This window comes from Serratia sp. DD3, from assembly GCF_000496755.2.
On sequence record NZ_AYKS02000089.1, the window covers coordinates 83,069 to 96,764 of the forward strand.

10 protein-coding genes and 1 other annotated feature (1 of these 11 only partly in view) are annotated in these 13,696 nt (G+C 50.2%); of the genes, 7 read left to right on the top strand and 3 right to left on the bottom strand.

The genetic code is table 11. The features are described 5' to 3' along the window. Nucleotides 1-5 (top strand) — a sequence feature (Thr leader region); it begins 112 nt to the left of the window's first position. A 69-nt stretch (nt 6-74) separates the two neighbouring features. From thrA to thrC, 3 genes are read left to right on the top strand one after another with little or no spacing between them, the layout of a single operon-like run. Beyond that, complete coding sequence (gene thrA, locus IO95_RS17740) at nt 75-2,534, top strand: bifunctional aspartate kinase/homoserine dehydrogenase I (protein ID WP_023489768.1); 2,460 nt, start codon at nt 75-77, stop codon at nt 2,532-2,534. Nucleotide 2,535: 1 nt separating this feature from the next. Further along, entirely contained in the window at nt 2,536-3,465 is a 930-nt protein-coding gene (thrB, locus tag IO95_RS17745; protein WP_023489767.1) for a homoserine kinase, read from the top strand. Between the two features lie 3 nt (nt 3,466-3,468). Continuing rightward, on the top strand, nt 3,469-4,758 hold the full coding sequence (thrC, locus tag IO95_RS17750; protein ID WP_023489766.1) for a threonine synthase: 1,290 nt from the start codon (nt 3,469-3,471) through the stop codon (nt 4,756-4,758). Between the two features lie 68 nt (nt 4,759-4,826). On the opposite strand, the gene yaaA is transcribed toward thrC, so the two are convergent. Both yaaA and IO95_RS17760 read right to left on the bottom strand, forming a co-directional pair. Then, nucleotides 4,827-5,600 (bottom strand): peroxide stress protein YaaA, encoded by a 774-nt coding sequence (gene yaaA, locus IO95_RS17755; protein ID WP_023489765.1) that lies wholly within the window; start codon nt 5,598-5,600, stop codon nt 4,827-4,829. Nucleotides 5,601-5,742: 142 nt separating this feature from the next. Then, nucleotides 5,743-7,176 carry a sodium:alanine symporter family protein gene (locus IO95_RS17760; protein WP_023489764.1) on the bottom strand — a complete coding sequence of 478 codons (1,434 nt, stop codon included), beginning with the start codon at nt 7,174-7,176 and terminating at the stop codon, nt 5,743-5,745. A 476-nt stretch (nt 7,177-7,652) separates the two neighbouring features. Here IO95_RS17760 and tal point away from each other — a divergent pair, with 476 nt between their 5' ends. The 3 genes from tal (at nt 7,653) to IO95_RS17775 (ending at nt 10,785) form a co-directional block, all read left to right on the top strand. Then, a complete protein-coding gene (gene tal / locus IO95_RS17765; RefSeq protein ID WP_023489763.1) occupies nt 7,653-8,606 on the top strand; it encodes a transaldolase in 954 nt (317 codons plus the stop codon). 177 nt (nt 8,607-8,783) lie between these two features. After that, a complete protein-coding gene (gene mog, locus IO95_RS17770) occupies nt 8,784-9,371 on the top strand; it encodes a molybdopterin adenylyltransferase (protein WP_023489762.1) in 588 nt (195 codons plus the stop codon). Between the two features lie 121 nt (nt 9,372-9,492). Beyond that, nucleotides 9,493-10,785, top strand: a complete 1,293-nt coding sequence (locus tag IO95_RS17775) for an MFS transporter (protein WP_023489761.1) — start codon at nt 9,493-9,495, stop codon at nt 10,783-10,785. Between the two features lie 64 nt (nt 10,786-10,849). Here the strand turns inward: IO95_RS17775 and satP are convergent, their stop codons facing one another. After that, complete coding sequence (gene satP / locus IO95_RS17780; RefSeq protein ID WP_023489760.1) at nt 10,850-11,419, bottom strand: acetate uptake transporter; 570 nt, start codon at nt 11,417-11,419, stop codon at nt 10,850-10,852. A gap of 309 nt (nt 11,420-11,728) precedes the next feature. Between satP and dnaK the strand changes: the two genes are divergently transcribed. Continuing rightward, nucleotides 11,729-13,642 (top strand): molecular chaperone DnaK, encoded by a 1,914-nt coding sequence (dnaK, locus tag IO95_RS17785; protein ID WP_023489759.1) that lies wholly within the window; start codon nt 11,729-11,731, stop codon nt 13,640-13,642. The last annotated feature ends 54 nt before the right edge of the window (nt 13,643-13,696 follow it).

The window sequence follows — 13,696 nt, forward strand, 5'->3', positions numbered from 1 at the left end:
TTTTGATCTATGCTTCTCGTCATTCAAGCGGTAGCGCGCAACAACTAGGATATGAATTCAGGAGATAAACAGAAATGCGAGTGTTGAAATTTGGTGGAACCTCAGTAGCAAACGCAGAACGTTTTCTGCGTGTTGCCGATATCGTTGAAAACAATGCGCATCAGGGACAGGTGGCTACGATATTGTCAGCGCCCGCTAAGATCACCAATCATCTGGTGGCGATGATCGAAAAAACTGCCGCAGGACAAGATATTCTCCCCAATATGAGTGATGCCCAGCGTATTTTCGCTGAACTACTCAGTGGATTGGCTCAGGCGCTGCCAGGATTTGAATATGACCGCCTGAAAGCCTTGGTTGATCAGGAATTTGCTCAGTTAAAGCAGGTATTGCACGGTGTGGCGCTGTTGGGCCAGTGCCCGGACAGTGTTAATGCGGCCATTATTTGCCGGGGTGAAAAACTGTCAATTGCCATTATGGCGGCAGTATTCAAAGCCAAGGGCTATCCGGTTACGGTGATCAATCCTGTTGAAAAATTGCTGGCGCAAGGGCACTACCTCGAATCGACCGTGGACATAGCCGAATCTTCTGCACGTATTGCGGCCATGGCCATTCCGCATGATCATATTGTGCTGATGGCGGGTTTTACCGCCGGTAACGATAAGGGCGAGTTGGTGGTTCTGGGGCGCAATGGTTCTGACTATTCGGCAGCGGTGTTGGCGGCTTGCCTGCGTGCGGATTGTTGTGAGATCTGGACCGATGTCGACGGGGTGTATACTTGTGATCCGCGTATAGTGCCAGATGCCCGATTGTTGAAATCAATGTCCTACCAGGAGGCGATGGAGCTTTCCTATTTTGGCGCTAAAGTGCTTCATCCGCGTACTATTGCACCGATTGCCCAATTCCATATCCCTTGCCTGATTAAGAATACCGCCAACCCACAAGCGCCAGGTACTTTGATTGGTGGTGCAAGTGTGGATCATGATACTCCGGTGAAAGGTATCACCAACCTGAACAATATGGCGATGATCAACGTTTCAGGGCCGGGGATGAAAGGTATGGTGGGGATGGCGGCCCGGGTGTTTGCCGTGATGTCGCGCGCCGGGATTTCCGTGGTGTTGATCACCCAATCCTCTTCTGAATACAGCATCAGTTTTTGCGTACCGCAGAGCCAGTTACAACGTGCTCGCCGTGCTCTGGAAGAGGAATTCTACCTGGAGCTGAAAGATGGCGTTCTGGAGCCTCTGGATGTGATGGAGCATTTGGCGGTCATTTCGGTAGTGGGGGATGGGATGCGCACGTTACGTGGTATCTCGGCTCGTTTCTTCTCCGCATTGGCGCGCGCTAATATTAACATTGTGGCGATTGCTCAAGGTTCTTCAGAGCGCTCTATCTCAGTGGTGGTAGATAATGATTCGGCGACTACCGGGGTGCGTGTTAGCCACCAAATGCTATTCAATACCGAACAGGTGATTGAAGTATTTGTCATCGGTGTCGGTGGTGTTGGCGGAGCATTGCTTGAGCAAATTAACCGCCAGCAATCTTGGCTGAAACAGAAGAATATCGACCTGCGGGTTTGTGGTATTGCCAATTCACGCGCCATGCTGACCAATGTGCATGGTATTCCGCTTGAAAGCTGGCAAGAGTCACTGGAGGAAGCCAAAGAACCGTTTAATCTTGGTCGCTTGATTCGTTTGGTGAAAGAGTGCCATCTGCTTAACCCGGTGATTGTCGATTGTACTTCCAGCCAGGCTGTGGCTGACCAGTATGCTGATTTCCTGGCTGATGGCTTCCATGTGGTGACCCCGAACAAGAAAGCGAACACCTCATCGATGAGTTATTATCAGCAATTGCGTATTGCTGCTGCTAATTCACGGCGGAAATTCCTCTATGATACCAACGTAGGGGCGGGGTTACCGGTAATCGAAAACCTGCAAAACCTGCTCAATGCCGGTGATGAACTCTTGCGTTTTTCAGGCATATTGTCGGGTTCACTCTCTTTTATCTTCGGCAAACTGGATGAGGGAATGTCGCTGTCAGCCGCGACCTTGCAGGCTAAAACCAATGGTTATACTGAGCCTGACCCTCGTGATGACCTCTCCGGAATGGATGTGGCGCGCAAGCTGCTTATTCTGGCACGCGAAGCGGGTTATACGCTGGAGTTGGGTGATATTGAGGTTGAATCAGTGTTGCCTGCGTCGTTTGATGCCAGTGGCGATGTGGCGACATTTATGGCCCGCTTACCGGCGTTGGATGCCGAATACAGTCGTCGCGTCGCTGCCGCCGCTGAAGAAGGTAAGGTATTGCGTTACGTCGGTGTTATTGAAGATGGCCGTTGTCAGGTGCGTATTGATGCGGTAGATGGCAACGACCCGCTGTATAAAGTTAAAAATGGTGAGAACGCACTGGCTTTCTACAGCCGTTACTACCAGCCATTGCCGTTAGTGCTGCGTGGGTATGGTGCGGGTAATGATGTGACCGCGGCCGGGGTATTTGCCGACTTGCTGCGCACACTATCGTGGAAGTTGGGAGTTTAATATGGTTAAGGTCTATGCACCGGCTTCAATTGGTAACGTCAGTGTTGGGTTTGATGTTCTGGGGGCAGCAGTGTCCCCTGTTGATGGTACGCTGCTGGGGGATTGCGTCAGCGTAGAGGCTGCCAGTAGTTTCAGTCTGGAAAATACCGGCCGCTTTGTCAGCAAATTGCCGCCAGATCCGCAAGATAATATCGTCTACCAGTGTTGGCAACGTTTTTGCCAAGAGATTGGTCGCGAAGTGCCGGTGGCGATGCGTTTAGAGAAGAATATGCCGATTGGCTCGGGGCTGGGCTCCAGTGCCTGTTCGGTGGTGGCGGGGTTGATGGCCATGAACGAGTTTTGTCATCAGCCACTCGACAAAATGCAACTGCTGGCCCTGATGGGGGAGTTGGAAGGGCGGATTTCCGGTAGCGTACATTATGACAATGTTGCCCCTTGCTATCTGGGTGGCTTGCAGTTGATGTTGGAAGAAGAAGGGATTATCAGCCAGGAAGTCCCCGGTTTTAATCAGTGGTTGTGGGTAATGGCCTATCCGGGGATCAAGGTTTCCACGGCAGAGGCCCGTGCCATTCTGCCGGCACAGTATCGTCGGCAAGACTGCATCAGCCATGGTCGCTATCTGGCGGGCTTTATTCATGCTTGCCATACTCAGCAACCCCATTTGGCGGCCAAGCTGATGCAGGATGTGATAGCCGAGCCCTATCGTACCCGTTTATTGCCTGGTTTTGCCCAGGCACGTCAGGCTTCGCAGGATATTGGGGCACTGGCTTGTGGGATTTCGGGTTCCGGCCCGACCCTGTTTGCCGTTTGTGATGATACGACGACGGCACAACGTATGGCCGACTGGCTGACTAACCACTACCTGCAAAACGACGAAGGTTTTGTTCATATTTGCCGTCTGGATACCGCAGGCGCTCGGAGATTGGGATAACGCATGAAACTGTATAACCTTAAAGACCATAACGAACAGGTTAATTTCGCCCAGGCGATCAAACAGGGCCTGGGTAAACAGCAAGGGCTGTTTTTCCCGCTGGAATTGCCAGAATTTGGCTTGACCGAGATCGATCAACTGTTGGCGATGGATTTCGTCACGCGCAGTAGCAAGATCCTGTCGGCTTTTATTGGCGACGAGATAAGTGAAGAGGCGTTATACCAGCGGGTAAACGCGGCGTTTGCCTTCCCGGCTCCGGTGGCGGAAGTGACGAGTGATGTTGCTTGCCTGGAACTGTTCCATGGCCCAACCCTGGCATTTAAAGATTTCGGTGGCCGCTTTATGGCGCAAATGCTGGCTGAGGTGGCGGGTGATCAGCCAGTAACCATCTTGACGGCGACCTCGGGGGATACCGGTGCCGCAGTGGCTCATGCCTTCTATGGCTTGAAAAATGTGCGAGTGGTTATCCTTTATCCGCAGGGCAAGATCAGTACATTACAGGAAAAACTGTTTTGTACTCTGGGGGGGAATATCCACACCATCGCGATTGATGGCGATTTTGATGCCTGCCAGGCGCTGGTCAAACAGGCGTTTGATGACCAGGCATTGAAAGAAGCCATCCATCTGAACTCTGCCAACTCGATCAATATCAGCCGCTTACTGGCGCAAATTTGTTACTACTTTGAAGCGGTAGCACAATTGCCACAGAGCGTACGTAATCAATTAGTCATTTCCGTGCCAAGCGGCAATTTTGGTGATTTGACGGCGGGGCTGCTGGCTAAATCTTTAGGGCTACCGGTAAAACGCTTTATCGCTGCCACTAATGCCAACGATACCGTACCGCGCTTCTTGGCCTCTGACCTATGGCAACCCCATGCCACGGTGGCGACATTGTCCAATGCGATGGATGTTAGCCAGCCAAACAACTGGCCGCGAGTGGAGGAGTTGTTCCGCCGCAAAGACTGGCCGTTGCAAGCGTTGGGCTATGGTGCAGTCAGTGATGAAACCACCAAGGCGGCCATGAGAGAACTGGCAGCGTTGGGCTATCTTTCTGAACCCCATGCGGCAATCGCCTATCGGGTACTGCGTGATCAATTGCAAGAAGGGGAGTTTGGCCTGTTCTTGGGGACTGCGCACCCAGCCAAATTTAAAGAGAGTGTGGAGGCGATTCTGGGCCAGGAGTTGCCATTACCTGAGGCACTGGCAGAGCGTGCCCAGTTACCCCTGTTGTCGCATAACATGCCAGCAGATTTTGCCAAAATGCGTCAATTCCTGATGACGTTGCCAGCTTGATTCAACATGCCATTTGACCGGAGAACGGTGCCATGCTGGTGCCGTTCTCTGTTTTGCAGCGCGTGACTTTATTGCTGCGCACGTTTGAATATTAATTCATTCCCCTTTGATGCGGCTTCATCAAAACAGTAACCCTCCAGATTGAAATCCATCAGCTGTTCGGACTGAGTCAGTCGGTTTTTGATGATGAAACGACTCATCAGCCCCCGTGCTTTCTTGGCATAGAAACTGATTACTTTGTATTGACCATTCTTCTCATCAAGGAATACCGGTTTGATCAGTGAACCCTGCAGTTTGGCGGGTTTCACCGCTTTGAAGTATTCATCCGAAGCCAGGTTCACCACCACATCATCACCCTGTTGTGCAAGGGCTTGGTTGAGATGCTGAGTGATCAGGTCCCCCCAGAAACTATAGAGATCTTTGCCTTGGTGGTTTTCCAGTTTGATTCCCATTTCCAGCCGATAGGGCATCATCAAATCCAGTGGACGCAACACCCCGTACAACCCTGATAGCATGCGCAGATGTTGTTGTGCGAAGTCGAAATCCTCTTCGCTAAAGTCCTGAGCCTGTAACCCGGTATAAACATCACCTTTGAATGCCAGCAAGGCCTGACGGGCATTATCGGGTGTGAATTTATCTTGCCATTCACCAAAACGCGCAGCATTCAGACCAGCCAGTTTATCGCTGATGCTCATCAGCGTGGCGATTTGTGCTGGGGTCAGTTGACGACAAATGTTGATCAGTTGCTGCGATTGGGTCAGCAACTCTGGTTGCGTAAAACGCTGGGTAGCGAGCGGGCTGTCATAATCCAGGGTTTTGGCCGGTGAAATGATAATAAGCATGGTGATGTCCTGTTGATCAACTTGCAGCTAATGTAGCAAAAAGTGTGTCAGAGCAGGAGGAATAGTGGCGAGTTATTCACACGTGTCAGCGTATGCCACCGTTGAAGACCGGGACGCACAGCGGATGTGCGCCCCGAGATGGTTAATGCGGTTTGTTGTTTTCCCAGATCCCGGGTTCAAGTTGAGGTGCTAATTCCGGGAAGCGGCTGGCATCAAAACTGGGGATCTTACCCAGGGTTCGCTGGTAGTTATAATCTTTAGCGACTTTAAGGGCGACACCGGACAACAGTAAGATTGCTGTCAGGTTGGTAATGGCCATCAGCGCCATGGCGATGTCGGCCATTTTCCACACCACGGGCAAATCAGCCAATGAACCATACATCACCATTGATAAAGCCACACAACGGAAAAGCATCAATCCGGTAGGATGATTGCGCTCAAGAAAGATCAGATTATTTTCTGCGTAAGCATAATTGGCAATAATGGAGGTGAACGCAAAAAAGAAAATCGCCACGGCGATAAACGCCGGCCCCCAGCTACCCAGAGCATAGGCCATGGCCCGCTGAGTCAGGTCGATACCACTGATATTGCCGGCGGACTGTTCGAGCGCGCCAGAGGCGAGAATAATCGCGGCGGTTGCACTGCAAATAACAATGGTGTCGATAAATACACCAAACATCTGCATATAGCCCTGTGAAGCAGGATGAGGGGGATAAGGTGTCGCGGATGCCGCCACATTTGGCGCCGACCCCATACCGGCTTCGTTCGAAAACAGCCCGCGCTGTATCCCTTGCGTCATCGCCTGGGCGATCCCATAACCCATGGCACCTGCCGCAGCTTCCTGTAGGCCGAAAGCACTTTTGACGATCAATGCCAAGATAGCGGGCATTTGGGTAATATTATGACCGATGATCCAAAATGCCAGCAGGAGATAAATGGTCGCCATTAATGGCACGACTTTTTCTGCAACACGGGCGATAGAGCGTATACCACCAAAAATCACCAGGCCGCTCAATAGCGTTAAAGCGATGACCACATATAACGGATCGAAGTTAAAGGCGACGGCGCTGGCCATGGCGATGGAATTGGCCTGTAAGGCGTTAAATACCAACCCGAACGCGATAAGCAGGAAAATAGAGAACAGGACCCCCATCCAGCGCATCCCCAACCCTTTTTCCATATAGTAAGCGGGGCCGCCACGATAGTTGCCCTGATCATCTTTGGTTTTGTAGAGCTGAGCCAGGGTACTTTCAATAAAAGAGGTCGCCATACCGATGAGTGCCACCACCCACATCCAGAAGATAGCGCCGGGGCCACCAGCTGTGAGTGCTATCGCGACACCGGTGAGATTACCGCTACCGACGCGGGCAGCGAGTGAGGTGCATAACGCCTGGAAGGATGAGATCCCTGCACTGTCACTTTTCGTGCTGTTTTTCAGCAATGAAAACATGTGGCGGAAGTGACGGATCTGAATGAAACGGGTACGTAAAGTAAAATAGATACCGGTGCCCAGTAGTAAATAGATGAGTACTGAACGCCATAGAACATTGTTGATAAAGTTAATCAGATCTATCACCGACTTCTCCTCATGAAGACTTATAGACCCGTCTCCATTCAAACTGCAGGCTTGCCGCGTGACTCTGCCCATTTGGGCCTATTTCCTTCGGAGCCAGCGCAGGCGCTGTTCAAAACGCGATGCATTTTGTCCTGATATTTGAACGAACTGGGGTATAGCGTCTTATACTAAATTTTATGTAAGTCGCAGCGAATCTCCCTGAAACGTGAACTATAGTGGCTATATTACAGATTGTTTCAACTTAGATTAAGCAAAAAGTCATCATTGATGCCTCTTATGTTGCTTATCGGTAACAGGGACCGGACCGATTCGGCGCGCTGACCCTCACGGTATCTTGCTTAAACCTGGGTATAAAACCGTGGACCCGTCGCCATCATATTCCCTCCTTGCACCGAAGATGCCGCATGTTATCATCGGGGCAAAGCATGGCTGAACAATGCTAAAAGTTTATGCACAAACGATGAGATAATACTAACATGACCGATAAATTAACCTCCCTACGCCAATTGACTACTGTGGTTGCGGATACCGGTGATATTGCGGCAATGAAGCTATATCAACCGCAAGATGCCACCACTAACCCCTCGCTGATCCTCAACGCGGCTCAAATTCCTGAATATCGCCCATTGATTGACAATGCCATTGCCTGGGCGCGTGAGCAGAGCGGTGACCATCAGCAACAAATTGCCGATGCTGCTGACAAACTGGCGGTCAACATTGGCCTGGAGATTCTCAAGCTGATCCCTGGGCGTATCTCCACGGAAGTGGATGCACGTCTCTCTTATGATACGGAAGCCAGTGTTGCCAAGGCCAAGCGGCTGATCAAACTTTATAATGAAGCGGGTGTTGGCAATGAACGCATTCTGATCAAACTGGCTTCTACCTGGCAGGGTATTCGTGCTGCCGAACGTCTTGAAAAAGAAGGCATCAACTGCAACTTGACGTTACTATTTTCTTTCGCCCAGGCCCGTGCCTGTGCGGAGGCCGGAGTCTATCTGATCTCGCCTTTCGTTGGCCGTATCCTTGACTGGTACAAAGCCAATGGCGATAAAAAAGAGTTTTTACCTCATGAAGACCCGGGTGTGATTTCCGTCAGCGAAATCTATCAATATTACAAGCAGCACGGTTACAAAACCGTGGTTATGGGGGCGAGCTTCCGTAACGTGGGTGAAATCATCGAATTGGCAGGGTGTGATCGTTTGACCATTGCGCCTGCGTTGCTCAAAGAACTGGCCGAGAGTGAAGGGGCGCTGGAGCGTAAGCTCGCCTTTACGGGGGAAGTCAAAGCGCGCCCAGCGCCAATGACTGAACCTGAGTTTTACTGGCAACATAACCTGGATCCGATGGCGGTTGATAAACTGACTGATGGCATCCGTAAGTTTGCCGTAGACCAAGGCAAGTTGGAAAAAATGATTGCCGATTTGCTGTAATCTGTTGATATAAAAATAAAAAGGTGGCTTAGGTCGCCTTTTTTATTCCTGCTATCTATTCGAGAGGCAAACACCCTATACTTCTGCCAGCCATTGACTTGATTGGTTTTTCTCGTCAAGTGAAGGTTGAGTGGGGCGTCAATCCGCCGAAGTCAATCAGCAAAAAAAGAGGTGCACATGAACACATTACATATTGGCTTGGTTTCTATTTCTGATCGGGCTTCTGCAGGGGTTTATCAAGACCAAGGGATCCCAGCCTTGGAAGCTTGGCTGAGTAGCGCGTTAATCACCCCGTTCACTTTGGAAACCAGAGTGATCCCGGATGAGCAAGGGGTGATTGAGCGCACTTTGTGCGAGTTAGTGGATGACGCTGGCTGTCATTTGGTGCTGACCACCGGTGGTACGGGGCCAGCCCGGCGTGATGTTACCCCTGACGCCACATTGGCGATAGCTGACCGTGTGATGCCTGGCTTTGGTGAGCAAATGCGCCAGATTAGCTTGCACTACGTGCCAACGGCGATTCTTTCACGTCAGGTTGGTGTGATCCGCAAGCAAGCATTGATCATTAATTTGCCAGGGCAACCTAAATCGATCAAAGAAACCCTGGAAGGGGTGAAAGATGAGCAAGGAAAAGTACAGGTGCACGGTATATTTGCCAGTGTACCTTACTGTATTCAACTACTTGATGGCCCTTATGTCGAAACTCATCAGACTGTCGTAGCGTCATTCCGCCCTAAAAGTGCAATTATCAATATAAATAACTAAATTTTACCTATATTTAATACGATATGTTGGGTGGTGTGATGTGGAAATAAATTTCCGTTATAGTAAGGATCTTTTTACAGCAAATCACCAGGTTTTTTCCTACTCTATCTGACGGTATTTTATGCATCACGATAATAATCGCCGATTAAACCGGCAAGATTATAAGACTCTGACCTTAGCGGCCTTAGGGGGCGCGTTGGAGTTTTATGATTTTATCATCTTTGTTTTCTTCGCCGCAGTCATGGGGGACTTATTCTTCCCTGCCGATATACCGGAGTGGTTGCGTCAAGTTCAAACCTTTGGCATCTTCGCCGCAGGCTATCTGGCTCGGCCGCTGGGCGGAATCGTCATGGCGCACTTTGGTGACCTGGTCGGGCGAAAAAAAATGTTCACCCTCAGTATATTACTGATGGCCTTACCCACGCTGGCGATGGGTTTTTTACCGACCTATGCCAGTATTGGTATTGCTGCCCCGTTGCTGTTGCTGTTAATGCGTGTCTTGCAAGGTGCCGCCATTGGTGGAGAAGTCCCGGGTGCTTGGGTATTTGTCGCGGAACACGTGCCGCGTAATCGCGTAGGTTTTGCCTGTGGCACACTGACCGCAGGACTGACCGCCGGTATTTTACTGGGTTCGCTGGTGGCTACCGTCATCAATACCACTCTTAGCCAGCAAGCCATTCATGATGGCGGCTGGCGTATTCCATTCTTCCTCGGCGGATTCTTCGGTCTGTTTGCCATGTATTTGCGCCGTTGGTTGCAGGAAACCCCTATCTTTCTTGAGATGCAGGCGCGCAAGGCGTTGGCAGAAGAGTTACCACTCAAGTCTGTGGTGGTTAATCACAAAAAAGCCATCGTGGTTTCGATGCTGCTTACCTGGTTGCTCTCTGCCGGTATTGTGGTGGTGATCCTGATGACCCCTACTTATCTACAGAAACAGTTCAGCATTGCACCGGCATTGTCACTGCAAGCCAACAGCGTGGCGATTGTCATGTTGTTTATCGGTTGTATCCTCAGCGGTTGTGCGGCAGACCGTTTTGGCGCCAGCAAGACGCTGATCGTCTGGAGCCTGTTATTGGCGGGATCCACTTGGTTCTTTTACCAGTCAGTAGCAACACACCCGGAATGGTTGTTTGCCACTTATGCGTTGGCCGGGTTTAGCGTGGGCGCTGTCGGTGTGGTGCCTTACATCATGGTGCGGTCCTTCCCGGCAGAAGTGCGATTTAGTGGGATTTCATTCTCATACAATGTGGCATACGCCATCTTTGGCGGTTTGACCCCGATATTCGTCACCTTGATCATGCAGTTAACGCCATTAGCACCAGCTTATTATGTGCTGGTGTTAGCAGCCATTGGTCTGCTGCTCGGGGTTTATTTGCACCGAGATCTCAATGGTGAAAAGCCGTTGTTAGATTGATTTGATGCTAGAAAAAGAAAAGCCCAGTCATTAGGTTGCTGGGCTTTTTTATCTTTGATAACGATTAAGCTTTTATTGCGCCAATGGGTAATACAGTACGGCCCAGGCGCTCATTGATGACTTCTGCCATTGCCAGATAAATGGCACTGGCACCGCAGATGATCCCCTCATAACCGGCGAAGGTGAGCAGCCCTTGGTTACCGGTGATGTTACCGATAGCCAGCAGTGCAAACAACAAGGTCAGGCTGGCAAACACGAACTGTAAAGCGCGGTTGGTGTTGAGCGTAGCGAAGAACATAAACAGTGTGAATATGCCCCACAGTGCCAGATAGGTGCCCAGCACGCTGGCATCAGTGGGATCGGCAAGATTCATTCGTGGCAATAACAGAATACCCACCAGGCTCAGCCAGAAGCAGCCGTAAGAGGTGAAAGCGGTTAAACCGAAGGTATTGCCTTTCTTGAACTCAAGAATGCCAGCAAAAATCTGAGCCATGCCACCGAAGAAAATTCCCATACTGATAATGACGGAAGTTAGCGGAAAAAAGCCCGCATTGTGCAGGTTCAGTAAGACAGTCGTCATTCCGAAGCCCATCAGCCCCAAAGGACCAGGATTTGCCAACGTATTGGTTTGCATATGTTCTCTGTGATAACAGGTGATAGATAAATTAATCATTGTTCTGAAGAGTCAATAAGCACAGCTGACTTTATCAGACCGCGCGGGATCATAGTGATCCTGGCAACAGGAAACAATGATCGGAAAGGGATAAAAACGAAATTTTTTTTACGTTGGCCCTTGATGCTGAAGTGGTCGGCCCCATCTTATTGACAACCGCAATTGCTGACCGCGGGTAAATGGCGAGATCGGACAGTTGAAAAGTAAAAGATTGCCCGCATATAGGTTAGCAACCTGACCAATTATGAATTTATTAGTGGAGATGTTTAGATGGGTAAAATCATTGGTATTGACCTGGGTACAACCAACTCTTGTGTAGCAATTATGGATGGTGGCAAGGCGCGTGTACTAGAGAACGCCGAAGGCGACCGCACCACACCGTCAATTATCGCCTATACCCAGGATGGTGAAATTCTGGTTGGCCAGCCTGCTAAGCGTCAGGCTGTGACTAACCCACAAAACACCCTGTTTGCGATCAAACGCCTGATTGGCCGTCGCTTCCAGGATGACGAAGCACAGCGTGATAAAGCTATCATGCCTTACAGCATTGTCGCCGCAGACAATGGCGATGCTTGGTTGGAAGTTAAAGGCCAGAAAATGGCTCCACCACAAATCTCTGCAGAAGTACTGAAAAAAATGAAGAAAACAGCAGAAGATTATTTGGGTGAGCCAGTGACTGAAGCGGTAATTACGGTTCCTGCTTACTTTAACGATGCTCAGCGTCAGGCAACCAAAGATGCCGGGCGTATTGCTGGTCTGGAAGTGAAACGTATTATTAACGAGCCGACTGCCGCAGCATTGGCTTATGGTTTGGATAAAGAAGTCGGTAACCGCACCATTGCGGTTTATGACTTGGGTGGTGGTACTTTCGATATCTCAATTATCGAGATCGATGAAGTTGACGGTGAAAAAACCTTCGAAGTGCTGGCAACCAACGGTGATACTCACTTGGGTGGTGAAGATTTCGATAGCCGCTTGATCAACTATCTGGTTGAAGAGTTCAAGAAAGACCAAGGTATGGATTTGCGTAATGATCCGCTGGCGATGCAACGTCTGAAAGAAGCAGCAGAAAAAGCGAAGATTGAGCTCTCTTCCGCTCAGCAGACCGATGTGAACCTGCCATATATTACTGCAGATGCCAGCGGTCCAAAACACATGAACATCAAAGTGACTCGTGCCAAACTCGAGTCATTGGTAGAAGACTTGGTTGCACGTTCTATCGAGCCGTTGAAAGTGGCGCTGAAAGATGCAGGATTGTCAGTTTCTGATATCAATGACGTGATCCTGGTGGGTGGGCAGACCCGTATGCCTCTGGTCCAGAAGACCGTCTCTGACTTCTTCGGTAAAGAACCACGTAAAGATGTTAACCCGGACGAAGCGGTTGCTGTGGGTGCCGCAGTACAGGGTGGTGTGTTGGCAGGTGATGTGAAAGACGTTCTGTTGTTGGACGTGACTCCGCTATCACTGGGTATCGAGACCATGGGCAGTGTGATGACCCCGCTGATCACCAAAAACACCACTATCCCGACCAAGCATAGTCAGGTGTTCTCAACAGCTGAAGATAATCAGGCTGCGGTGACTATCCATGTCCTGCAAGGGGAACGTAAGCGTGCCAGCGATAACAAATCACTGGGCCAGTTTAATCTGGATGGTATCCAGGCTGCACCGCGTGGTATGGCCCAGATCGAAGTGACTTTCGACATTGATGCGGATGGTATTCTGCATGTTTCTGCTAAAGACAAGAACACCGGTCGTGAGCAGAAGATCACCATTAAGGCTTCTTCTGGTCTGAATGAAGAAGAAATCCAGAAAATGGTGCGTGATGCAGAAGTGAACGCCGAAGCTGACCGTAAGTTCGAAGAGCTGGTACAAACGCGTAACCAGGCGGATCACTTGATCCACGGTACCCGTAAGCAAATTGAAGAAGCAGGCGATAAACTGCCAGCAGAAGATAAAACAGCGATTGAAGCAGCGCTGAAAGATCTGGAAGCGGCTGTGAAGAGCGAAGATAAACCTGAAATTGAAGCGAAAACTCAGGCTTTGGTGCAGGTTTCCGGCAAACTGTTGGAAATGGCACAGGCGCAGGCACAAGCACAGGGTGCTGATGCCGGTGCAGACAACGCGGCAAAGAAAGAAGACGATGTTGTTGACGCTGAGTTTGAAGAAGTTAAAGACAAAAAGTAATTGCCCTTAAGCGGGCACGGTGAGGTCATCGACCATAACCGGAAACCAGCACGG

Coding starts and splice junctions, on each gene's coding strand:
- IO95_RS17775 (WP_023489761.1), top strand. CDS start 9,493: ATGCATCACGATAATAATCGCCGATTAAACCGGCAAGATTATAAGACT.
- thrC (WP_023489766.1), top strand. CDS start 3,469: ATGAAACTGTATAACCTTAAAGACCATAACGAACAGGTTAATTTCGCC.
- satP (WP_023489760.1), bottom strand. CDS start 11,419: ATGCAAACCAATACGTTGGCAAATCCTGGTCCTTTGGGGCTGATGGGC.
- yaaA (WP_023489765.1), bottom strand. CDS start 5,600: ATGCTTATTATCATTTCACCGGCCAAAACCCTGGATTATGACAGCCCG.
- mog (WP_023489762.1), top strand. CDS start 8,784: ATGAACACATTACATATTGGCTTGGTTTCTATTTCTGATCGGGCTTCT.
- dnaK (WP_023489759.1), top strand. CDS start 11,729: ATGGGTAAAATCATTGGTATTGACCTGGGTACAACCAACTCTTGTGTA.
- tal (WP_023489763.1), top strand. CDS start 7,653: ATGACCGATAAATTAACCTCCCTACGCCAATTGACTACTGTGGTTGCG.
- thrA (WP_023489768.1), top strand. CDS start 75: ATGCGAGTGTTGAAATTTGGTGGAACCTCAGTAGCAAACGCAGAACGT.
- thrB (WP_023489767.1), top strand. CDS start 2,536: ATGGTTAAGGTCTATGCACCGGCTTCAATTGGTAACGTCAGTGTTGGG.